This is a genomic window from Xanthomonas sp. PPL134 (assembly GCF_040595915.1).
Classification (GTDB): domain Bacteria; phylum Pseudomonadota; class Gammaproteobacteria; order Xanthomonadales; family Xanthomonadaceae; genus Xanthomonas_A; species Xanthomonas_A indica.
The window spans coordinates 39321-59605 of the sequence record NZ_JAMDLL010000012.1; the positions used below are offsets into that span (position 1 = coordinate 39321).

The 20285-nt window shown below is 70.3% G+C and carries 21 protein-coding genes; 18 read left to right on the top strand and 3 right to left on the bottom strand.

Annotated elements, in window-relative coordinates; translation table 11 throughout:
- Position 1 precedes the first annotated feature (1 nt).
- Both M3U25_RS17350 and acs read right to left on the bottom strand, forming a co-directional pair.
- Positions 2 to 667, bottom strand: a complete 666-nt coding sequence (locus M3U25_RS17350; protein WP_355502845.1) for a response regulator transcription factor — start codon at positions 665 to 667, stop codon at positions 2 to 4.
- Between the two features lie 155 nt (positions 668 to 822).
- On the bottom strand, positions 823 to 2766 hold the full coding sequence (gene acs, locus M3U25_RS17355; protein ID WP_355502843.1) for an acetate--CoA ligase: 1944 nt from the start codon (positions 2764 to 2766) through the stop codon (positions 823 to 825).
- Positions 2767 to 2981: 215 nt separating this feature from the next.
- Here acs and M3U25_RS17360 point away from each other — a divergent pair, with 215 nt between their 5' ends.
- From M3U25_RS17360 to M3U25_RS17410, 11 genes are all read left to right on the top strand, one after another.
- Positions 2982 to 4394: a DcaP family trimeric outer membrane transporter gene (locus tag M3U25_RS17360; protein WP_160946916.1), complete on the top strand. Its 1413-nt coding sequence runs from the start codon at positions 2982 to 2984 to the stop codon at positions 4392 to 4394.
- Between the two features lie 33 nt (positions 4395 to 4427).
- A complete protein-coding gene (locus M3U25_RS17365) occupies positions 4428 to 4745 on the top strand; it encodes a DUF485 domain-containing protein (protein WP_160969548.1) in 318 nt (105 codons plus the stop codon).
- Positions 4742 to 6472 (top strand): cation acetate symporter, encoded by a 1731-nt coding sequence (locus M3U25_RS17370; protein WP_242157326.1) that lies wholly within the window; start codon positions 4742 to 4744, stop codon positions 6470 to 6472. Before M3U25_RS17365 ends, M3U25_RS17370 begins: the two co-directional genes overlap by 4 nt.
- Before the next feature lie 182 nt (positions 6473 to 6654).
- On the top strand, positions 6655 to 7152 hold the full coding sequence (locus M3U25_RS17375) for a M35 family metallo-endopeptidase (RefSeq protein WP_355502839.1): 498 nt from the start codon (positions 6655 to 6657) through the stop codon (positions 7150 to 7152).
- Positions 7153 to 7268: 116 nt separating this feature from the next.
- On the top strand, positions 7269 to 7952 hold the full coding sequence (gene yjjG / locus M3U25_RS17380) for a pyrimidine 5'-nucleotidase (protein ID WP_355502837.1): 684 nt from the start codon (positions 7269 to 7271) through the stop codon (positions 7950 to 7952).
- A gap of 306 nt (positions 7953 to 8258) precedes the next feature.
- Positions 8259 to 9695: a coniferyl aldehyde dehydrogenase gene (locus M3U25_RS17385; protein ID WP_355502835.1), complete on the top strand. Its 1437-nt coding sequence runs from the start codon at positions 8259 to 8261 to the stop codon at positions 9693 to 9695.
- 582 nt (positions 9696 to 10277) lie between these two features.
- Positions 10278 to 11291 carry a glycerophosphodiester phosphodiesterase family protein gene (locus M3U25_RS17390; RefSeq protein WP_242158335.1) on the top strand — a complete coding sequence of 338 codons (1014 nt, stop codon included), beginning with the start codon at positions 10278 to 10280 and terminating at the stop codon, positions 11289 to 11291.
- A gap of 93 nt (positions 11292 to 11384) precedes the next feature.
- Positions 11385 to 12269 carry a peptidylprolyl isomerase gene (locus tag M3U25_RS17395; protein ID WP_355502833.1) on the top strand — a complete coding sequence of 295 codons (885 nt, stop codon included), beginning with the start codon at positions 11385 to 11387 and terminating at the stop codon, positions 12267 to 12269.
- Between the two features lie 161 nt (positions 12270 to 12430).
- Complete coding sequence (locus M3U25_RS17400) at positions 12431 to 13114, top strand: hypothetical protein (RefSeq protein WP_355502831.1); 684 nt, start codon at positions 12431 to 12433, stop codon at positions 13112 to 13114.
- Between the two features lie 78 nt (positions 13115 to 13192).
- Complete coding sequence (gene xth, locus M3U25_RS17405; protein WP_242082812.1) at positions 13193 to 13969, top strand: exodeoxyribonuclease III; 777 nt, start codon at positions 13193 to 13195, stop codon at positions 13967 to 13969.
- Entirely contained in the window at positions 13966 to 14397 is a 432-nt protein-coding gene (locus tag M3U25_RS17410) for a GFA family protein (protein ID WP_355502828.1), read from the top strand. Before xth ends, M3U25_RS17410 begins: the two co-directional genes overlap by 4 nt.
- A 64-nt stretch (positions 14398 to 14461) precedes the next feature.
- On the opposite strand, the gene M3U25_RS17415 is transcribed toward M3U25_RS17410, so the two are convergent.
- Positions 14462 to 14713, bottom strand: a complete 252-nt coding sequence (locus M3U25_RS17415) for a GlsB/YeaQ/YmgE family stress response membrane protein (protein WP_017908994.1) — start codon at positions 14711 to 14713, stop codon at positions 14462 to 14464.
- A gap of 141 nt (positions 14714 to 14854) precedes the next feature.
- On the opposite strand from M3U25_RS17415, the gene M3U25_RS17420 reads away from it, so the two are divergent.
- From M3U25_RS17420 to M3U25_RS17450, 7 genes are all read left to right on the top strand, one after another.
- On the top strand, positions 14855 to 15469 hold the full coding sequence (locus M3U25_RS17420; protein ID WP_355502826.1) for a 4'-phosphopantetheinyl transferase superfamily protein: 615 nt from the start codon (positions 14855 to 14857) through the stop codon (positions 15467 to 15469).
- Between the two features lie 46 nt (positions 15470 to 15515).
- Positions 15516 to 16157 carry a 16S rRNA (guanine(527)-N(7))-methyltransferase RsmG gene (gene rsmG / locus M3U25_RS17425; RefSeq protein WP_160946926.1) on the top strand — a complete coding sequence of 214 codons (642 nt, stop codon included), beginning with the start codon at positions 15516 to 15518 and terminating at the stop codon, positions 16155 to 16157.
- Between the two features lie 90 nt (positions 16158 to 16247).
- Positions 16248 to 17045: an AAA family ATPase gene (locus M3U25_RS17430; protein ID WP_160969525.1), complete on the top strand. Its 798-nt coding sequence runs from the start codon at positions 16248 to 16250 to the stop codon at positions 17043 to 17045.
- Positions 17045 to 17965: a ParB/RepB/Spo0J family partition protein gene (locus tag M3U25_RS17435; protein WP_160946928.1), complete on the top strand. Its 921-nt coding sequence runs from the start codon at positions 17045 to 17047 to the stop codon at positions 17963 to 17965. Before M3U25_RS17430 ends, M3U25_RS17435 begins: the two co-directional genes overlap by 1 nt.
- A gap of 36 nt (positions 17966 to 18001) precedes the next feature.
- Complete coding sequence (locus tag M3U25_RS17440) at positions 18002 to 18310, top strand: helix-hairpin-helix domain-containing protein (RefSeq protein ID WP_019798938.1); 309 nt, start codon at positions 18002 to 18004, stop codon at positions 18308 to 18310.
- A gap of 203 nt (positions 18311 to 18513) precedes the next feature.
- Positions 18514 to 19479, top strand: coding sequence for an NAD-dependent epimerase/dehydratase family protein (locus M3U25_RS17445; RefSeq protein ID WP_242157235.1), 966 nt, complete (start codon positions 18514 to 18516; stop codon positions 19477 to 19479).
- 82 nt (positions 19480 to 19561) lie between these two features.
- Positions 19562 to 20284, top strand: a complete 723-nt coding sequence (locus M3U25_RS17450; protein ID WP_355502822.1) for a glycosyltransferase family 2 protein — start codon at positions 19562 to 19564, stop codon at positions 20282 to 20284.
- Position 20285 lies beyond the last annotated feature (1 nt).

Sequence of the window (20285 nt, forward strand, 5' to 3'; positions counted from 1 at the left end):
CTCAGTCCTCTTCCGGCGGCAGCACGATGGCGTCGCTGTCGATGGCCAGCTTGCCGGCCAGCAGCACCGCCTGGGTGCGGTTGGTGACGCCGAGCTTGCGCAGGATCGCGGTGACGTGCGCCTTGATCGTGGCCTCGGACACGCCCAGGTCGTAGGCGATCTGCTTGTTGAGGCTGCCGGCGCCGAGCATCTGCAGCACCCGGAACTGCTGCGGGGTCAGTTCGCGCAGGCGCTGGCCGACCTCGCGCTCGGCGCGGTCGGTGGGCGGCACGTTGTGCGCTTCCGGCGGCGCCCAGTGTTCGCCGTCCAGCACCGTGCCCAGGGCCAGGCCGATGGTGTCCGAATCGGCCGACTTGGGAATGAAGCCGAACGCGCCGTGGTCCAGCGCGCGCCGCATCACCGTCGGCTCCTCGCGCGCGGACACCACCACCACCGGCAACTGCGGATGCAGCGCGCGCATGTGCACCAGCGCGCTGAAGCCCTGCGCGCCGGGCATGTTGAGATCCATCAGCAGCAGATCGGCATCGGCATGGCGCTCGGCCAGCGCGTACAGCGCCTCGACACTGTCGGCCTCGTACAACTCCACCCCGGGCATCACCCGCTGCACCGCCCCGCGCAGCGCCTCGCGAAACAGGGGATGGTCGTCGGCGATCAGCAGGGTGGGCATTTGGAAGGCCGGGAGTGGGGAACCGGGAATGGGGAATGGCAACGGCAAAAGCAACGGCAAAAGCAACGCGTCGGGCGCCTGCGTGAATGAAGCGACGGGGAATGGCTTTTCCCATTCCCCATTCTCGATTCCCCATTCCCGGCGCGCGTAGCGCGCTAGCGCGCGAGCCGTTCGTTCACCAACGAATCCACCACCGACGGATCGGCCAGGGTCGAGGTGTCGCCGAGTTGGTCGGGGGCGTTCTCGGCGATCTTGCGCAGGATGCGGCGCATGATCTTGCCCGAGCGGGTCTTGGGCAGGCCGGGCGCCCACTGCAGGTGGTCGGGGGCGGCGATCGGACCGATCTCCTTGCGCACCCAGGCCACCAGTTCCTTGTGCAGGGCCTCGCTCGGCTGCTCTTCGGCGACCAGGGTCACGTAGGCGTAGATGCCCTGGCCCTTGATGTCGTGCGGGAAGCCGACCACCGCCGCCTCGGCGACCTTGGGGTGGGCCACCAGCGCGCTCTCCACCTCGGCGGTGCCGATGCGGTGGCCGGAGACGTTGATGACGTCGTCGACGCGGCCGGTGATCCAGTAGTAGCCGTCGGCGTCGCGGCGGCAGCCGTCGCCGGTGAAGTAGCTGCCCGGGTAGGTGCGGAAGTAGGTGTCGATGAAGCGCTGGTGGTCGCCGTAGACGGTGCGCATCTGCCCCGGCCAGGAATCGCGCAGCACCAGATTGCCCTCGGTGGCGCCGTCCAGGATCTCGCCGTCGGCGCTGACCAGCGCCGGCTGCACGCCGAAGAACGGCAGCGTGGCCGAGCCGGGCTTGAGGTCGATGGCGCCGGCCAGCGGGGTGATCAGGATGCCGCCGGTCTCGGTCTGCCACCAGGTGTCCACGATCGGGCAGCGGCCATCGCCGACCACGTCGTAGTACCAGCGCCAGGCTTCGGGATTGATCGGCTCGCCGACGCTGCCGAGCAGGCGCAGACTCGTGCGCGCGGTCTTCTTCACCGGCGCCTCGCCCTCGCGCATCAGCGCGCGGATCGCGGTCGGGGCGGTGTAGAAGATCGTCACCTGGTGCTTGTCGATGACCTCCCAGAAGCGCGACACGCTCGGGTAGTTGGGCACGCCCTCGAACATCAGCGCGGTGGCGCCGTTGGCCAGCGGCCCGTAGACGATGTAGCTGTGGCCGGTGACCCAGCCGACGTCGGCGGTGCACCAGTAGATGTCGTCCTCGCGCAGGTCGAACACGGTCTCGTGGGTGTAGGCCGCGTACAGCAGGTAGCCGGCGGTGGTGTGCAGCACGCCCTTGGGCTTGCCGGTGGAACCGGAGGTGTAGAGGATGAACAGCGGATCCTCGGCGTTCATGCGCTCGGGTGCGCATTCGGCCGGCTGGCTGTCGACCACGTCGTGGAACCAGCGGTCGCGCGGGGCCTGCATGTCCACCGCGCCGCCGGTGTGGCGCACCACCAGCACGGTTTCCACGCTGGTGGTGCCGGGCAGCTTCAGCGCCGCGTCCACGTTGGCCTTGAGCGGGATCTTCTTGCCCCCGCGCAGGCCTTCGTCGGCGGTGATGATCAGCTTGCTGCCGCAGTCGATCACCCGGTCGGCGATCGAGTTGGGCGCAAAGCCGCCGAACACCACCGAGTGGATCGCGCCGATGCGCGCGCAGGCCAGCATCGCCACTGCCGCGTCGGGGATCATCGGCAGGTAGATGGTGACGCGGTCGCCCTTCTGCACGCCCAGTGCGCGCAGCGCGTTGCCGAGCCGGCACACGCGCTCGTACAGCTCGCGATAGGTGACGCGGTAGGACGGCGCGTCCGGGCTGTCCGGCTCGAACAGCAGCGCGGTCTTGTCGCCGCGGGTGGCCAGTTGCCGGTCCAGGCAGTTGACGCTGGCGTTGAGTTCGCCGTCGTCGAACCAGCGGATGTGGAAGTCGTCCAGGGCGAAGCTGACGTCCTTGATGCGGGTCGGCTTCTTGAACCAGTCCAGGCGCTCGGCCACCTTGCCCCAGAACGCCTCCGGCTGTTCCACCGATGCCTTGTACTGGGTCTGGTACTGGGTCTTGTCGACCCGCGCACGGGCGGCGAACTGCGGATCGACGGGATAGAGATCGGCCATGGTTCCCTCTGCAATGAACGGGGCGCCGCATGCGGCGGCGCGTCAACGCGCAGTGTGCCGCATCCGGCGTCAGGCGCACACGCGTCGGGCCTTAGACGATGGTCGTAACTCAGCCGACGTTCGACTAATGGCCAATAGGCGCGGCTGGCGCGCTCGCGCACGCTGGGCTACGGCCGTGCGCATGCGTGCGGCCATCCATTATTCGGGAGGGAGTAATGAGCAACCGCATCGCATCCTTGGCGCGCCGCCCGTTGGCGGCCGCGCTCTTGGTGGCCCTGGTCGCGCCTGGCGCGGCCTTCGCCCAAGGCAAACCCTCGGCGCGCGAACAGGCGCTGGAGACCCGCGTGGCCGAGCTGGAGCGGCAGGTGCAGCAACTGCTGTCCGCGCAGCAACAGCAGCAGGGGCAGATCACGCAGACCCAGACCGAGGTCGCCGCGGTCCGCTCCAGCCAGGCCGCGCCGCCGCCGGCACCCCCGGCGCCGCCGGCCGGCAAGGCGCCGATCCAGGTCACCACCATCACCCCGGGCGCGGCGCCCGGCACCACCTTCAAGGTCGGCGGCTTCATCAAGGCCGACTTCCTGGCCACCCGCACCGGCGACGGCCAACTCGCCGACGATGCCACCGGCCGCGCGCTGTACCTGCCCGGGCAGACCCCGGTGGGCGGCGCCAAGTCCGGCACCGACTACAACGCCCACGCCAAGTTCTCGCGGATCAACTTCGGCGTGGACAGCGTCACCGAGGGCGGCAACAAGGCCGGCGCGCTGGTGGAACTGGATTTCTTCGGCAATTCATTGGGTACCCAGACCGCCACCAACACCTACGGCGCCACCCTGCGCCACGCCTACATGTACTGGAACCACTGGCTGGCCGGCCAGACCTGGTCCAATTTCATGGACCCGGCGGCGCTGCCGGAAGCGGCCGATTTCATCGGCCCCACCGACGGCGTGGTGTTCGTGCGCCAGGCGCAGCTGCGCTATACCAACGGTGGCTTCAGCATCGCCCTGGAGAACCCGGAAACCACCCTGTACACGCGCAGCGCGGCCGGCGTGGTCAGTACCGCCAGCTCCGACCGTGGCGCGCTGCCGGACCTGACCGTGCGCTACGGCTGGAAGGGCGACTGGGGCAGCTTCGGCGTCGCCGGCGTGGTCGGCCAGCAGAAGGTCGACAACCGCGCCACCGGCGCCGACGCCAGCAAGGCCTCCGGCGGCCTGACCCTGGGCGGCAAGTGGGTGGCCAGCGACAGCGACAGCCTGTTCTACCAGCTCACCGGCGGCGAAGGCATCGGCCGCTACATCGGCCTGGGCATCGCCCAGAACGCGGTGTACGACGCGGCCGATCGCGACCTGGACACGGTCGGGGTGGTCGCCGGCTACGTCGGCTGGCGCCATGCGTTCTCGCCCAAGCTGCGCACCAACCTGATCTACGCGCGCAGCGACTACGACAACGACACCGCGCGCACCGGCCTGGGCGTGACCAAAAGCGTGCAGAGCATCCGCGGCAACGTCTTCTACTCGCCGTTGCCCAAGGTCGATATCGGCGCCGAGCTGATGTATGGCAAGCGCGAGATCGAAAGCGGCGCCAAGGGCGACATCACCCGCCTTCAGTTCACCACCAAGTACAGCTTCTGATCCGCGCTGCGGTCACTACCCCGGAGGCACCACATGACCCTCTCCAACGACGCGCTGATCGCCAAGATCGACGCCAATCCGAAGTACCACGCGCTCAAGCGCCAGCGCAACGCGCTGGGCTGGACGCTGACCATCCTGATGCTGCTGGCCTACTTCGGCTTCATCGGCCTGATCGCCTTCGACAAGGCGTTCCTGGCCCAGCCGATGGGCAGCGGCGTCACCACCATCGGCATTCCGATCGCGATCGGGGTGATGGTCTTCACCATCGCCATCACCGCCATCTACGTGCGTCGCGCCAACACCGTGTACGACCAGCTGACCGCCGACATCCTCGAGGACGCCCGCCAATGAGCAAGCACCTGCGCTTCCTTCTGCTGCTGCTGGCCGCGCTGCTGCCGGCCGGTGCGGCCCTGGCCGCCGGCGGCGATGTCGGCCAGACCGACAAGCAGCCGACCAACTGGGTGGCGATCGGGATGTTCGCCTTCTTCGTCGCCGGCACCCTGTGGATCACCAAGTGGGCGGCGAAGAAGACCCGCTCGGCGTCCGATTTCTACACCGCCGGCGGCGGCATCACCGGCTTCCAGAACGGCCTGGCGATCGCCGGCGACTACATGTCGGCGGCCTCGTTCCTGGGCATCACCGCGGCGGTGATGACCAATGGCTACGACGGCCTGATCTACGCGATCGGCTTCCTGGTCGGCTGGCCGATCCTGACCTTCCTGATGGCCGAGCGCCTGCGCAACCTCGGCAAGTACACCTTCGCCGACGTGGCCGGCTACCGCTTCGCGCCGACCGCGATCCGCACCTTCGCCGCCTCCGGCACGCTGGTGGTGGTGCTGTTCTACCTGATCGCGCAGATGGTCGGCGCCGGCGCGCTGATCAAGCTGCTGTTCGGCCTGGACTACTGGGTGGCGGTGAGCCTGGTCGGCGTGCTGATGATGGTCTACGTGCTGTTCGGCGGCATGACCGCCACCACCTGGGTGCAGATCATCAAGGCGGTGCTGCTGCTGACCGGCGTGACCTTCATGGCGGTGGCGATCATGTGGCACTTCAACTTCAGCTTCGAGGCGCTGTTCGCCGAGGGCGTGCGGGTGAAGACCGCGGTGGCGGCCAACGGCGGCGCCTCGCCGGAAGAGGCGGCCAGCGCCGGCCTGTCGATCATGGGCCCGGGCGGCTTCGTCAAGGATCCGATCTCGGCGATCTCCTTCGGCATGGCGCTGATGTTCGGCACCGCCGGCCTGCCGCACATCCTGATGCGCTTCTTCACCGTCCCCGACGCCAAGCAGGCGCGCAAGTCGGTGCTGTGGGCCACCACCTGGATCGGCTACTTCTACATCCTGATCTTCATCATCGGCTTCGGCGCCATCGCCCTGGTGCTGACCAACCCGCAGTTCGCCGACGTCGCCACCGGCACCATCCACGGCGGCAAGGGCGCGGCCAACATGGCGGCGGTGCTGGTCGGCAATGCGGTGGGCGGCAACGTGTTCATGGGCTTCATCTCCGCGGTGGCCTTCGCCACCATCCTGGCGGTGGTCGCCGGCCTGACCCTGTCCGGCGCCTCGGCGGTGTCCCACGACCTGTACGCCACGGTGATCAAGAAGGGCAATCCGGCCCCCGGCTCGGAACTGAAGGTGTCGCGCGTCACCACCATCGCCCTGGGCGTGATCGCGGTGCTGCTGGGCATCGTGTTCGAGAAGCAGAACGTGGCCTTCATGGTGTCGCTGGCCTTCGCCATCGCCGCATCGGCCAACTTCCCGGTGCTGATCCTGTCCTTGCTGTGGAAGAACTGCACCACCCGCGGCGCGGTGATCGGCGGCTTCCTGGGCCTGATCTCCTCGCTGGTGCTGACCGTGCTGTCGCCGTCGGTGTGGGTGGACACCCTGGGCAACCCGACCGGCTCGGCGCCGTTCCCGTACACCTCGCCGGCGCTGTTCTCGGTGACCATCGGCTTCGTCGGCATCTGGCTGTTCTCGGTGCTGGACCGCAGCGCGCAGGCGGGCAAGGAACGTGCCGCGTTCAAGGCGCAGCAGATCCGCGCCGAGACCGGGCTGGGCGCCTCGCGCGGGTCGGGGCACTGAGCATCGACACGGCTGTCATCGACAGGACGCCGGCCTCGTGCCGGCGTCCTGCGTTGGAGCGATCGCGACGTTGTCGGCATCAGCATCTGCGCCTGCCGATCTGAGGCGCTGACCGAGTGCCGGCGCGCGCTGGTCGCCGCACGCTGGCGTCACGGCCATGTGGCCGATGACGAGGCAAGACGATGACACGCCCATTGAATCCGCAGGAATTCCAGGTCGCCGACAAAGCGCTGGCAAACGCCGTGGCCCTCTGCAACCACGTCCTCGGGCTGTCCGATCAGGCGCTCGCCGGCCTGGTCGGCAAGCATTTCGACAGCCGCGGCACCCCCGCGCATCTGGACGGCTACCGTCGGGACTACCGACAGATCGTCGAGGCCCTGCAGCGGCTGGACCGCAAGACCGCGTTCGAGTTCGACGAGCACGAGGCCGAGGACATGATCGCGTACGTGTGGCCGAACAATCCGCAGCGCATCTACCTGTGCGCGGCATACTTCACCCTGGATGCGGTGGAGCAGGCGGGGACCCTGGTTCACGAGGCGTCGCACTGGGCGGTGGTGCGGGGCACCGACGACCATGCTTATGGCGAGCGGCAGGTCCGTGCGCTGTCCTATACGCTCAAGCGCAACACCGCCGATGCCTACGAGTTGCTGGTCGAGGACCTGGCACGGACGGGCGGATGACGGCGGCAGCGCAGTGCTGAGTTGCCGCAGGCGACGCCGGCCCAAGGGCCGGCGGCGTCGTCTGTGCGGCGAGGCGGCGTTACCATGACCGCCCGCTGCCTTCGTCGTGCCACCGCATGCGCTACCGCTGGATCCTGTTCGACGCCGACGACACCCTGTTCCACTTCGACGCCTTCGCCGGCCTGCAGCGCATGTTCGCCGGCTACGGCGTGCAGTTCGGCGAAGCCGAGTACGCCGCCTACACCGCCTGCAACCGGCCGCTGTGGGTGCAGTACCAGAACGGTGCGATCACGGCGCTGCAATTGCAGCAGCGCCGGTTCGCCGACTGGGCGCAGCGCCTGCAGACCGCGCCGGAGACCTTGAACGCGGCGTTCCTGGCGGCGATGGCCGAACTGTGTGCGCCGCTGGATGGGGCGGTGGACTTGCTCGACGCCCTGCGTGGACACGCCCGCCTGGGCCTGGTCACCAACGGCTTCGGCGCGCTGCAGACCGCCCGCCTGCAGCGCACCGGCCTGCACGATCGCTTCGAGGTGATCGCGATTTCCGAGGTGGTGGGCGTGGCCAAGCCGCACCCGGCGATCTTCGCGCACGCGCTGGCGCAGCTGGGCGATCCGCCGCCGGCGCAGGTGCTGATGGTCGGCGACAACCCGCAGGCGGACATCGCCGGCGGCCTGGCCGCGGGCCTGCACACCTGCTGGTTCAATGCGCATGGCGCCGCCGCGCCGGAGGGCATCGTGCCGCACCACGAAGTCGCCTCGCTGGCGCAGCTGCAGGCGTGGTTGCTGGAAGAACCCGCATAGCCGGGTGGATGCGCGGCAGCGCCTGAGGTCATCGGGTCGGGACTGAAGTCCCTCCTACAAGGGGCGCGTCAGCATCGCCGCGAACTGAAGGTTCCACCTGTTGAAGGAGCTGCAGTCCCGACCCGGAAGGGAGGGGTTGTCGGTCCCGAGACGGGATGCCGCAGCATCTCACCCGGTCGCTCCTGCGCCCTTGTGGGAGGGACTTCAGTCCCGACGCGAGCCACCGTCAGACCCGGGGTCTCGGTCGCGCCACGACCTCACTACGGGCACGCACGACAGCCGCAACCGCCATCGTATAGTGCGCCCATGCCGACCTCCGTTGCCGACGCCGCTTCCGCCGACACGCCGCTTGCGGCCTTGCCCGTCACCTTGCAGCGCCTGCGCGCGGCCTGGCAATCGGCCAAGCCGGAGCGCACGCAACGCCGCGAGGACCTGCTGCGGTTGCGCGCGGCGCTGAAGCGGCGGCTGCCGGAGATGGCCGATGCCATCGCCGCCGATTTCGGCCACCGTTCGCGCCACGAATCGCTGCTGGCCGATGGCATGACCGTGCTCGGCGAGATCGATCATCTGTTGCGCCACCTCACGCGCTGGATGCGCCCGCAGCGGGTCGGCGCCGGCTGGCGGCTGTGGCCGGCGCGGGCGGAAGTGCGGCCGGTGCCGGTCGGCGTGGTCGGGGTGATCGCGCCCTGGAACTACCCGGTCAACCTGGCGCTGATCCCGTTGGCCACCGCCATCGCCGCCGGCAACCACGTCTATCTCAAACCCTCCGAGCACACCCCGCGCAGCGCGCAGTTCCTGCAGTCGCTGCTGGCCGAGGTGTTCCCGCCGCAGCGGGTGGCGGTGGCGCTGGGCGGGGCCGAGGTGGCGTCGGCGTTCGCCGCGCTGCCGCTGGACCACCTGGTGTTCACCGGGTCCACCGCGGTCGGGCGCAAGGTGATGGCCGCCGCCGCGCCCAACCTGACCCCGCTGACCCTGGAGCTGGGCGGCAAGTCGCCGGCCATCGTCTGCGCCGACTACCCGCTGGAACAGGCCGCCGCGCGCCTGGCCACCGGCAAGTGGTTCAACGCCGGGCAGACCTGCATCGCCCCGGACTACGTGCTGGTCGACGCCGGCCGCGAGGCGGCGCTGGTGCAGGCGCTGCGTGCGCAGGTGCTGGCGCGCTACGGCGATTTCGCCAGTGCCGAGGACTACACCCGCATCGTCAACGACGGCCAGTACCGGCGCCTGCGCAGCTACCTGGACGATGCCCGTGCGCGCGGCCTGGAGGTCATCGAACTGGCCACGGTGGAGCGCGAACGCGCCGAGCGCGAGCGGCTGATCGTGCCGACCGTGGTGTTGCAGCCGGGCGACGACGCAGTGCTGATGCAGGAGGAGATCTTCGGCCCGATCCTGCCGGTGCGCAGCTACCGCTCGCTGGATGCGGCCATCGCCGAGATCAACAGCCGCGACCGGCCGCTGGCGCTGTATCCCTTCAGCCACGACCGCGCGCGCATCGAGAGCATCCTGCATGCCACCGTCGCCGGCGGCGTCACCGTCAACGACAGCCTGCTGCACTTCGCCGCCAACGCGCTGCCGTTCGGCGGCATCGGCCCCAGCGGCATGGGCGCCTACCACGGCCGCGCCGGCTTCGACGCCTTCAGCAAGGCCTTGCCGATCCTGTGGCAGGCGCGCCGCGCCGGCAGCGACCTGCTGAAGCCGCCGTACGCGCGGATCGCGCGCATGCTTTCGTTCCTGGTGCGGTGAGCGGGGCGTCGCGGGGGACCAAGTGCAGGTGCATGGCGTCGCGATAGGGCACCTGCGTGTAGGAGCGGCTTCAGCCGCGACGAGGCGTTACCGGTAGAGCGTCGCGGCTGAAGCCGCTCCTACAAGAAAATGTGTGCACTAAAAGCCTGCTTCAGCCGCGACCGGCGAAGCCCAGGCCCGATCCCGCGGGTGCACGCGTCGGTCGGCGCTCACGGATGTGGTCCGACCGACCCGTCACCGGGACGCACCGCAAACCCAGACGGCACCAAAGCGCGGCGCAGTCCACAGTCCAATACCGGGTCGCGCCCCGGAAATAAATAATTCACAGTAAGTTATTAGGTTCTCGCCCGACGCCGCCGCCGATCACGGTGGCTCAGGCTCCTGCGCGAGACGTCCGTGCGGAGCGCACCACACGAGCTGCCGCCATGCGTCGACCTGACCGGCGCTCGTCCCCCATGTCTTCCCCTTTCCTTCAGAACCGGACGCAGCCCAATGAAGATCGCATTGTTTCCCTCGCCCCTGGCACGCGCCTGCCGCGCGCTCGCCGCCCTGGCGGTGCTGGCCGTCGTGCCGCAGCTGGCCATGGCCAACTGCAACGACACCGTCGGCACCAAGATGAGCAACATCCTCTTCGCCGACAGCAGCGGCGACACCATGGTGCTGGCCCACCGCGGCCTGTGGGGCAAGTACGGCAACTTCCCCGACATGCCGGAAAACTCGCGTGGCGCGCTGCAGCTGGCCAACGACCAGTGCATGGACGGCGTGGAACTGGACATCAAGATGACCAGCGATGGCGTGCCGGTGGTGCTCCACGACTGGAACCTGGGCCGCACCACCAACGTCTGGACCAGCCGTGCCGGCGAGACCAAGTACGACCCGATGACCAACCAGGGTTACAACCCGTCGATCACCGTGACGCCGTGGTCGGTGGTGAGCGGCCTGTTCCTGCTGACCCCGGACCGCCGCACCACCACCGGCTATCACGTGCCGCGCGTGGACGAGCTGTTCTCCTACTTCAAGGCGCACGGGTTGAAGACCCCGATCGTGTTCGACATCAAGACCGCCGACGCAGTCCGTGCGGTGTCGCGTGCGGCCGACGCGGCGTTCTCGGCGGCCTCGCCCAGCTTCGTCGCGGCCAAGGTCAACGCCACCCTGTACCCGAGCCGCTCGGCGTTCCGTGCCGATGGCAGCAGCATGGTCGGCATCCCGGTGTTCACCACCAACATGCTGACCAAGATCAACGTCAACAATGCCGTCTCGGCCTGGCTGGACACCAAGCAGGCGATGGAGATCAACGTCAAGCAGGTCGGCGGCCTGTTGCAGGACGAGGCCGACCGCGTGCGCGAGCGCGGCGTACGCGTGGGCGTGTTCCAGGCGATTCCGGACAGCCCGCGCGCCGGGGAGTTCTACCAGAACAGCGGCGCCTGCTGCTATCGGCTGTCGGACCTGTACTTCTCCTATTCCGGCGGCCGCGACACCGCCGACAACCGTGGCGATCTCAACTTCATCGTCAACCAGGAGGCGTTCAGCCTGATCACCACCGACGATCCGAAGGCGGCGATCGCCTACCTCAAGGCGCGCGACAAGCACGACTGAGTCCTGGTACGTCTGGCGGCCGGCCTCGCGGTCGGCCGCCGTTTGCGGCCGCGGCGCTCCGCCGCTGCGTGCTGCCCCTTCCCGGAGAAGCGCATGTCCCTTTTTTTCGCCAAGTCCGCCTTCGCCAAGTCCGCCGCGCTGGCCGCCTGCGCGCTGAGCGCCGTCGCCGCGCTGGCCGCGCCCGTCGCCGAACGCGGTGCCACCGATCCGGTGGTCCTGCGCGTGGGCGCACAGCAGTTCACCGCCAGCGAGTACCGCGCGCTGGTCGGCAATGACGTCCGCAGCCTCGCCAAGATCGACGACCCGTCCATCGTGCGCCGTTTCGCCGATCGCGCCATCCTGCTGGAGCAGGCCAGGCAGCAACATCTGCAGGACGATCCTGTGGTGGCCGCGCGCCTGCGCCAGGCCGCCGACGCGATCCTGGCCGACGCCGCGAAGGCACGGCTCGGGACCGATGTGCAGATCGACGAGGCGAGGCTGCGCCAGCAGTTCGCCGCGCACCCGGACGACTACACCGAATACCATCTGCGGCATCTGTTCGTTGCGCTGCGCCCGCAGGGCGGACCGCGTGCCGGGCAAACGCTGAGCGAGGCGCAGGCACTGCAGCGCGCCGAGGCGCTCAAGCGTCAGCTCGACGGCGGCGCCGACTTCGCCACGTTGGCGAAGCGCGAATCCGACGACGCCGCCAGCGCCGGCGAGGGCGGGCAGCTGTCGCCGACCTTCGGCCGCTACCTGGCCGATGCCTTCGTCGCGCCGATCCGCCAGCTTGCGGTAGATCACGTGTCTGCGCCGGTACGCGGCCCCGATGGCTATCACCTGATCCGCCTGGATGCGAAGACCGATGCGACGTTCGAGACGGCGCGCGGGCAGATCGCCCTGCAGTTGCGCGAGCAGGCCGCCGACGACGCCATGCAGCGGCTGCGCGCGGTGCAGCCGATCGCCTTCGACCGCGCGGCCTACGCGGCCGCGGCGCAGTGAGCATGGCGGGGTCGCGGCGCCGCCTGCTCTGGCTCGGCGGCGCGGCCGTGGCGGCGGTGGCGCTCGCGGCCATGCGAACGCCATCGGCGGCAGTGCCCGCCGCGCCCGCGCGCGCGGCGGCGCTGGCGCCCTCGCCACGACCGCCAGCGTTGAGCACGCCGATGCCCATGGCGTCCGCCGGCACCGCGCCCGACGCGACACCCGCGCCCGCGACCAGCGAGGCGCAACGCCTGTACGCCACCGCGATGCTGGCGCTGGATTGCCGGCAACGCGCGCAGGCGCCGCCCAGTCCGGTCGTGCTGCCGGGCGCGGACAAGGACGACCCTGCGACCGCTGCGGCGCGCCGCGTCGCCGAACAGCGCCGGCGCGCGGCCTGCCGCGACGTCGCCCAACTCGATGCGGCACAGATCGAGGCGATGCTGCACAGCGCGGCCGCACGCGGCGATGCGGATGCGCAGCGCTACCTCCTGACCCGGCGCGTGGCGCAGGTGGTGGCACGGGCTGGCGCCACCGACGCGGACGGGCAACGCACGCCACTGTCGGCCGCCGACGAGCGCGACGCCGAGGACGTGGTGACGCAACTGGAAGACCGCGCGCTGCATGGTGACCGCGGGTCCATCGACGCGTTGGCGCAACTGCTGCGCGCGCCCTGGCTGGCGGTGGCCGACCCGCCGTATGCCGCGGCCTGGCAACTGGCCGCGCGGCAGACGCCGGAGCGGCCGTTCCCGCCGCCGGAACAGGCGCTCGGCGCCGAGGAACTGCTCGACGGCTTGAACGAGGCGCAGCGCCAGCAGGCGCTGAGCCTGGCGCCGGCGCTGTTCGCACAGTGCTGCGCGCGGCGCTGAATGGCCCGGTGCCCCGGGGTTTGGCCGCTGCGGCGGCTGCAGTCAGAATAGCGGCCGGCTCCCCGTACCGGATTTCCCTTGAAGATCGCCAGCTGGAACGTCAACTCGCTCAACGTGCGCCTGCCGCACCTGCAACAGTGGCTGGCCGCGTTCGCGCCGGACGTGGTCGGGATCCAGGAGACCAAGCTGGAGGACCACAAGTTTCCCGACACGGCGCTGGCCGAGGCCGGCTACCGCAGCGTGTTCGCCGGGCAGAAGACCTACAACGGCGTGGCGATCCTGTCGCGCGCGCCGATCGGCGACGTGCAGATCGGCGTGCCGGGCCTGGAGGACGAACAGAAGCGCGCCATCGCCGCCACCGTCGGCGACCTGCGCATCGTCAATCTGTACGTGGTCAACGGCCAGGACGTGGGCACCGACAAGTACGCCTACAAGCTGCGCTGGCTGGAGGCGGTGCACGCCTGGCTGGCCGACGAGCTGCAGCGGCATCCGCGGCTGGTGGTGCTGGGCGACTTCAACATCGCCCCGGACGCGCGCGACGTGCACGATCCGCTGGTGTGGAGCGACAACCACATCCTCACCTCCACCGCCGAGCGCGGCGCCCTGCACAAGCTGCTCGCCCTCGGTCTGCACGACGGTTTCCGCCTGCACCATGCCGATGGCGGCATCTTCAGCTGGTGGGATTACCGCCAGGCCGGCTTCCGCCGCGACCTGGGCCTGCGCATCGACCTGACCCTGGTGTCCGAGGCGCTGAAGACGCGCACCCGCGGGGCCGGCATCGATCGCGAGCCACGGACCTGGGACCGCCCCAGCGACCATGCGCCGGCCTGGGTCGAACTGGAGCCGGCAGCATGAGCGAGCGCCACCTGCGCCGCTGCATCGACAAGGTCGGCGATACCGCGATCGCGCCGCTGCACCGGCTGAGCTGCCACTGCGGTGCGGTGCAGATCGACCTCGAGCTGCCGCACGGCATCGTCGACCCGCGCCGCTGCAACTGCTCGCTGTGCCGGCGCCGCGGCGCCATCGTCGCCTCGGTGCCGCTGGCCGCCCTGCACGTCCGCCAGGGCGAGCAGGCGCTGCGCCTGTACCAGTTCCATACCCACACCGCACAGCACTACTTCTGCGGTACCTGCGGCATCTACACGCATCATCGGCGCCGCTCCGATCCCAGCCTGTACGGCTATAACGTCGGCTGCCTGGAAGGCGTGGACCCGTATGCGCTGGCCATCGCGGTACCGGTCGAGGATGGTGTGCGGCACCCGGCCGATCGCGCTGCGCCGTGAGCCGGGCCACAAACGCAAAACGCCCGGCGAACCGGGCGTTTGCGCAAGCGGCGGGGGCGACGCGTCAGCGCGCGCGGCCGCGCGTGAACAGGTTGACGATCGCCAGCAGGATGATCGCGCCGATCAGCGAATACAGGAACGTCCACAGGGTGATCGCCTGGTTGATGCCGCCGCCGAACAGCCAGCCGGCGATCAGCGCGCCGACGATGCCGACCACGATGTTCAGGATGATGCCCTGCTGTGCGTCACGGCGCATGATGATGCTGGCCAGCCAGCCCACGATGCCGCCGACGATCAACCAGATGATGATGCCCATGCGTCAGACTCCTCGGTTCGGCCCACACCCGGAGCGGTGGGGTGGGCGCCATTTAAGGAGCGCCGCCGTGAAGCGACCGTATAGCGCCGGCCGCGCCGCGCAGCCGCCATTGCGCTTTGTGGGCGCGGCGTGAGCGTACCGGTGCCGCCCAGTCCCGCCGCGACCGCGGAGTCGCCGGAGTGGCGCTTCGGTCCGGTGGCGGTGTGGCTGCGCCCGCATCCGCCGCGCACCTCCGGCGAGGCGCAGGCGCGACGCCTGCTGGCCGGCGAACTGGCGATGCCGGCGGCGCAGTTGCCGTTGCGCCGCGACGCCCGCGGCCGGCCCGGGCTGCACGCGCCGCTGGCGCACGTGGACACCGGCTGGAGCCACAGCGGCGACTACCTGCTGGTGGCGGTCGCCGCGCATGCGCGGCTGGGCGTGGACATCGAGCGCCAGCGGCCGCGGCCGCGCCTGCTGGAACTGGCGCAGCGCTTCTTCCACCCCGACGAGGTCGCGCTGCTGGCCGCGCTGGCGGCGCCGGCCCGCGAGGCACTGTTCTTCCGCCTGTGGTGCGCCAAGGAGGCGCTGCTCAAGGCGCATGGCCACGGCATCGCCTTCGGTCTGCACCGGCTACGCTTCGCCGAGGACGCCGGCGGCGCGCTGCGCCTGGTCTGGTGCGACCCGGGGCTGGGCCCGGCCGCGGCCTGGCACCTGCACGAATGGGAGGCCGCGCCCGGCTACCGCGCCGCCCTGGCCTGGTGCGCGGCGTCGGCCTAGCGCGGCGCGCGCTTCGGGCAGCGGCGGCACCTGCGATAATCCGCCGATGACCGATGCCTCCCTTCCCGATTCCGTCCGCGCCGCGCTCGAGCAGGGCCTGCACGCGCAAGGCCTGGACGCCGCCGCACTGGCGCCGCCGCTGCTGGCCTACCTGGCGCTGCTGACGCGCTGGAACCGCACCTACAACCTGACCGCGATCCGCGACCCGCACGAGATGGTGACCCGCCACCTGCTGGATTCGCTGGCGATGCAGCCGTTCGCCAGCGAGGGCGCACTGGCCGACCTGGGCACCGGCCCGGGGCTGCCCGGCATTCCCCTGGCGATCGCGCGGCCGCAGCTGCGGGTGACCCTGGTCGAGAGCAACGGCAAGAAGGCGCGGTTCCTGCGCGAGGCGGTGCGCCAGCTGCGCCTGGACAACGCGCGGGTGGCCGAATCGCGCGCCGAGGCGCTGGACGAGGCCGGCGCCTACGATCTGCTGACCGCGCGCGCGCTGGATACCCTGGCCGGCATCGTCGCCGTCGGCGGCCACCTGCTGCGCCCCGGCGGGCGCCTGCTGGCCATGAAGGGCGTGCGCCCGGACGAGGAGATCGCCGCGCTGCCGCCGGGCTGGGTGGCGCCGACGGTGCACCCGCTGCAGGTCCCCGGCCTGGGCGCCGACCGCCACCTGGTGGTGGTCGAGCGCGGTTGAGCGGCGGCCGCGGCCGGTCCCCGATTTCCGCCAGGGGGGGCTGTGACCGCATAATGCCCGGTCCCACCCCATCGCCGACGAGGCTCCCGCATGGCCCGCATCATCGCCATCGCCAACCAGAAGGGCGGCGTCGGCAAGACCACCACGGCGGTCAACCTGGCCGCGTCGCTGGCGCGGCAGTCGCAGCGCGTGCTGCTGGTGGACCTGGACTCGCAGGGCAATGCGACCATGGGCAGCGGCATCGACAAGCGCGAGCTGGCCGCCTCCACCTGCGACGTGCTGCTCGGCGAGAGCAGCGCCGAACAGATCCGGGTGACCGCGCCGGAGGGCTTCGATCTGCTGCCGGGCAACATCGATCTCACCGCCGCCGAGATCCAGCTGATGGACCAGCCGGCGCGCGAGCAGCGGCTGAAGACCGCCCTGGCGCCGCTGCGCGAAGCCTACGACTTCATCCTGATCGATTGCCCGCCGGCGTTGTCGCTGCTGACCCTGAACGCGCTGACCGCCGCCGATTCGGTGATCGTGCCGATGCAGTGCGAGTACTACGCGCTGGAAGGGCTGACCGCGCTGCTGGAGACCATCGAGGCGCTGCGCGCCGAACTGAACCCGGCGCTGGAGATCGAAGGCGTGCTGCGCACCATGTTCGACGTGCGCAACAACCTGGCCAACGCGGTGTCGGCGGAGCTGACCAACCACTTCGGCGACAAGGTGTTCCGCACCATCGTGCCGCGCAACGTGCGCCTGGCCGAGGCGCCCAGCCATGGCCAGAGCATCGTCGGCTACGACCGCACCTCGCGCGGCGGCGTCGCCTACCTGGGACTGGCCGGCGAGATCGTGCGCCGCCGCAACGAACGCAATCGGCCGGTGCCGGCCATGGAGACGTACTGATGAGTGCCAAGCCCCCCGCCCTCGGAGCGAAGAAGCGCGGCCTCGGCCGTGGCCTGGAAGCGCTGCTGGGGCCGAAGGGCGCGGCGGCGCCGGTGCCTACCGCCGAGCTGCAGCCGGGCGAGAGCCTGCGCCGCCTGCCGGTCGGCCAGCTGCAGCCGGGCAAGTACCAGCCGCGCCAGGAGATGGACGAGGCCAAGCTGCAGGAGCTGGCCGAGTCGATCAAGGCGCAGGGCGTGATCCAGCCGATCGTCGCCCGCGAACTGGCCCCGGGCAGTTTCGAGATCGTCGCCGGCGAACGCCGCTGGCGCGCCTCGCAGCTGGCCGGCCTCAGCGAGGTGCCGGTGGTGGTGCGCGAGTTGGACGACCGCACCGTCATCGCCATGGCGCTGATCGAGAACATCCAGCGCGAGGACCTCAATCCGCTGGAAGAGGCGCAGGCGCTGCAGCGGCTGATCGACGAATTCTCGCTGACCCACGCCGAGGCCGCCGAAGCGGTGGGCCGCTCGCGCGCCTCGGTGTCCAACCTGCTGCGCCTGCTGGAACTGCCGCCGGCGATCCGCGCGCTGCTGGAAGCGCGGCGCCTGGAAATGGGCCACGCGCGCGCGCTGCTGACGCTGTCGCCGGAACTGGCCAGCCGCCTGGCCTCCGACGCCGCCGACCAGGGCTGGTCGGTGCGCGAGGTCGAGCACCGCGCGCAGCAGTTCGCCGCCGGCAAGGTGCCGAGCAACCGCAAGGCCAAGCCGGCGCGCACCGCGCCGCAGGCCGACATCGCCTCGCTGGAGACCGAGCTGTCCGAGTCGTTGGGGACCAAGGTGTCCATCGCCCACGGCCGCGGCGGCAAGGGCAAGCTGGTGATCCACTACACCGACCTGGACACGCTGGACGGTGTGCTCGAGAAACTGCGCCCGCGGCAGGCCTGAGCGCCGCCGCCCGCGTCCGCCAGGACCGCTTCCGCCATGCATCCCAGCAAGGTCGACCGCCACCATCTGCTGCGCCTGACCGACCTGCCCAACGTCGGGCCGGCCTGCGAGAAGGATCTGCGTCTGATCGGCATCCGCGTGCCCGCGCACCTGCACGGCCGCGATCCCTACGACATGTACGCGCAGCTGTGCCTTCGCACCGGGGTGGTGCACGACCACTGCGTGATCGACGTGTTCCTGTCCATCGTGCGTTTCATGCAGGGCGAGACGCCGCGTCCGTGGTGGGAGTTCAGCAAGGAGCGCAAGGCGGCGCTGGCCAAGGACGCGCCGCTGACCCTGCGCTGAGGCCGCGCGCCGCGGCGCGCACCAGCAACCGGAGCATTGCATGAGCAACAAGGACACGCAGATCAGCCCGGGCGGCAGCCCGATCCTGCAGCACCGCCGGGCGGGCGCCGTCGATCCGGGTGGCGTCAACGCCGGCCTGCCCTGATCGTTGCCGTGTCGCGACGCCCGCCGTTTCTTCGCTTTCCGCTTTCCAGGATTCCGCCATGCCCACTCTCGTCACCGGCGCCGCCGGCTTCATCGGTGCCCACACCGTCCGCGCGCTACGCGCCGCCGGGCAGCTGGTGGTGGGCCTGGACAACTACAACGACTACTACGACCCGCAGCTCAAGCGCGACCGCGTCGCCGCGCTGTGCGCGGGCGCGGACATCCGCACCCTGGACCTGACCGACCGCGACGGCCTGGCCGCGCTGTTCGACGAGGTGCAGCCGACCCGCGTCGTGCATCTGGGCGCGCAGGCCGGGGTGCGCTATTCGCTGCAGAATCCCTACGCCTACGTCGACAGCAACCTGGTCGGCTTCGTCAACATGCTGGAGCTGTGCCGGCACCGCGGCGTGGAGCACCTGGTCTATGCGTCCAGCAGTTCGGTCTACGGCGATTCGGCGACGCCGCCGTTCTCCGAGGACCAGCGCATCGACCAGCCGCGCTCGCTGTACGCGGCGACCAAGGCCGCCAACGAACTGATGGCCCACACCTACGCGCAGCTGTACGGTCTGCGCGCCACCGGGCTGCGTTTCTTCACCGTGTATGGTCCGTGGGGCCGCCCGGACATGGCGCCGCTGTTGTTCAGCCGCGCGGTGCTGGCCGGGCGCCCGATCGAGGTGTTCAACCACGGGCGCATGCGCCGCGATTTCACCTTCGTCGCCGACATCGTCGCCGGCGTGCTCGGCGCGCTCGATCACCCGTCCGGCGAGGCGGTGCCGCACCGCGTGTTCAACCTCGGCAACCATACCCCGGTGGAGCTGGAGCGTTTCATCGCGGTGATCGAGGCCGCCGCCGGGCGCAGCGCCGAAAAGGTGTACCGGCCGATGCAGCCGGGCGACATGATCGAGACGATGGCCGATACTGCGCGGGCCCACGCCGCGTTCGGCTTCGATCCGAGCACCCCGATCGAGGTCGGCCTGCCGCAGGTGGTGGCCTGGTGCCGTGAGTACTTCGGCGCCGCCGCCTGACGCTTCATCCGCGGATCCTCGGTCCGCGGCACAATGCCCCGCTTTTCCCCCACGCGCCCCCGCGCCCAGCCCTGCCGAATCCATGAGCCAGCTTTCCCTTTCCGTCGTCGTCCCGGTGTTCAACGAGCGCGACAACGTGCCGCCGCTGGTCGCCGAGATCGTCGCTGCGCTGCGCGGCACGATCGACTTCGAGATCGTCTACGTCGACGACCATTCGCGCGACGACACCCTGGCGGTGCTCGAAGGGCTGAAGGCCTCCACGCCGGAACTGCGCGTGCTGCACCACGTCAGCCAGAGCGGGCAGAGCACCGCGGTGCGCAACGGCGTCAAGGCCGCGCGCGGGCTGTGGATCGCCACCCTCGACGGCGACGGCCAGAACGACCCGGCCGACATCCCCAAGCTGCTGGCCGCGCGCGCCGCGGCGGCGCCGCTGGTCAAGCTGTTCGCCGGCTGGCGCGTGTCGCGGCAGGATTCGGGCAGCAAGCGCTGGGCGTCGAAGTGGGCCAACGCGATCCGCGCGCGCATGCTGCGCGACGACACCCCGGACACCGGTTGCGGCATCAAGCTGTTCGAGCGCGAGGCGTTCCTGGATCTGCCGTACTTCGACCACATGCACCGCTACCTGCCGGCACTGATGCAGCGCGCCGGCTGGCAGACCCTGAGCGTGCCGGTGAACCATCGCCACCGCACCTTCGGCGTGTCCAAGTACAACAACCTCAACCGTGCCCTGGTCGGCATCCGCGATCTGCGCGGCGTGGCCTGGCTGATCGCGCGCAGCCGCCGCACCGCGGTGCAGGAGCGCTGAG

Excerpts from the sequence above, each read along its gene's own strand:
- M3U25_RS17350 (WP_355502845.1), bottom strand. The coding sequence starts at position 667 with ATGCCCACCCTGCTGATCGCCGACGACCATCCCCTGTTTCGCGAGGCG.
- acs (WP_355502843.1), bottom strand. The coding sequence starts at position 2,766 with ATGGCCGATCTCTATCCCGTCGATCCGCAGTTCGCCGCCCGTGCGCGG.
- M3U25_RS17360 (WP_160946916.1), top strand. The coding sequence starts at position 2,982 with ATGAGCAACCGCATCGCATCCTTGGCGCGCCGCCCGTTGGCGGCCGCG.
- M3U25_RS17365 (WP_160969548.1), top strand. The coding sequence starts at position 4,428 with ATGACCCTCTCCAACGACGCGCTGATCGCCAAGATCGACGCCAATCCG.
- M3U25_RS17370 (WP_242157326.1), top strand. The coding sequence starts at position 4,742 with ATGAGCAAGCACCTGCGCTTCCTTCTGCTGCTGCTGGCCGCGCTGCTG.
- M3U25_RS17375 (WP_355502839.1), top strand. The coding sequence starts at position 6,655 with ATGACACGCCCATTGAATCCGCAGGAATTCCAGGTCGCCGACAAAGCG.
- yjjG (WP_355502837.1), top strand. The coding sequence starts at position 7,269 with ATGCGCTACCGCTGGATCCTGTTCGACGCCGACGACACCCTGTTCCAC.
- M3U25_RS17385 (WP_355502835.1), top strand. The coding sequence starts at position 8,259 with ATGCCGACCTCCGTTGCCGACGCCGCTTCCGCCGACACGCCGCTTGCG.
- M3U25_RS17390 (WP_242158335.1), top strand. The coding sequence starts at position 10,278 with ATGGCCAACTGCAACGACACCGTCGGCACCAAGATGAGCAACATCCTC.
- M3U25_RS17395 (WP_355502833.1), top strand. The coding sequence starts at position 11,385 with ATGTCCCTTTTTTTCGCCAAGTCCGCCTTCGCCAAGTCCGCCGCGCTG.
- M3U25_RS17400 (WP_355502831.1), top strand. The coding sequence starts at position 12,431 with ATGCCCATGGCGTCCGCCGGCACCGCGCCCGACGCGACACCCGCGCCC.
- M3U25_RS17410 (WP_355502828.1), top strand. The coding sequence starts at position 13,966 with ATGAGCGAGCGCCACCTGCGCCGCTGCATCGACAAGGTCGGCGATACC.
- M3U25_RS17415 (WP_017908994.1), bottom strand. The coding sequence starts at position 14,713 with ATGGGCATCATCATCTGGTTGATCGTCGGCGGCATCGTGGGCTGGCTG.
- rsmG (WP_160946926.1), top strand. The coding sequence starts at position 15,516 with ATGACCGATGCCTCCCTTCCCGATTCCGTCCGCGCCGCGCTCGAGCAG.
- M3U25_RS17430 (WP_160969525.1), top strand. The coding sequence starts at position 16,248 with ATGGCCCGCATCATCGCCATCGCCAACCAGAAGGGCGGCGTCGGCAAG.
- M3U25_RS17435 (WP_160946928.1), top strand. The coding sequence starts at position 17,045 with ATGAGTGCCAAGCCCCCCGCCCTCGGAGCGAAGAAGCGCGGCCTCGGC.
- M3U25_RS17440 (WP_019798938.1), top strand. The coding sequence starts at position 18,002 with ATGCATCCCAGCAAGGTCGACCGCCACCATCTGCTGCGCCTGACCGAC.
- M3U25_RS17445 (WP_242157235.1), top strand. The coding sequence starts at position 18,514 with ATGCCCACTCTCGTCACCGGCGCCGCCGGCTTCATCGGTGCCCACACC.
- M3U25_RS17450 (WP_355502822.1), top strand. The coding sequence starts at position 19,562 with ATGAGCCAGCTTTCCCTTTCCGTCGTCGTCCCGGTGTTCAACGAGCGC.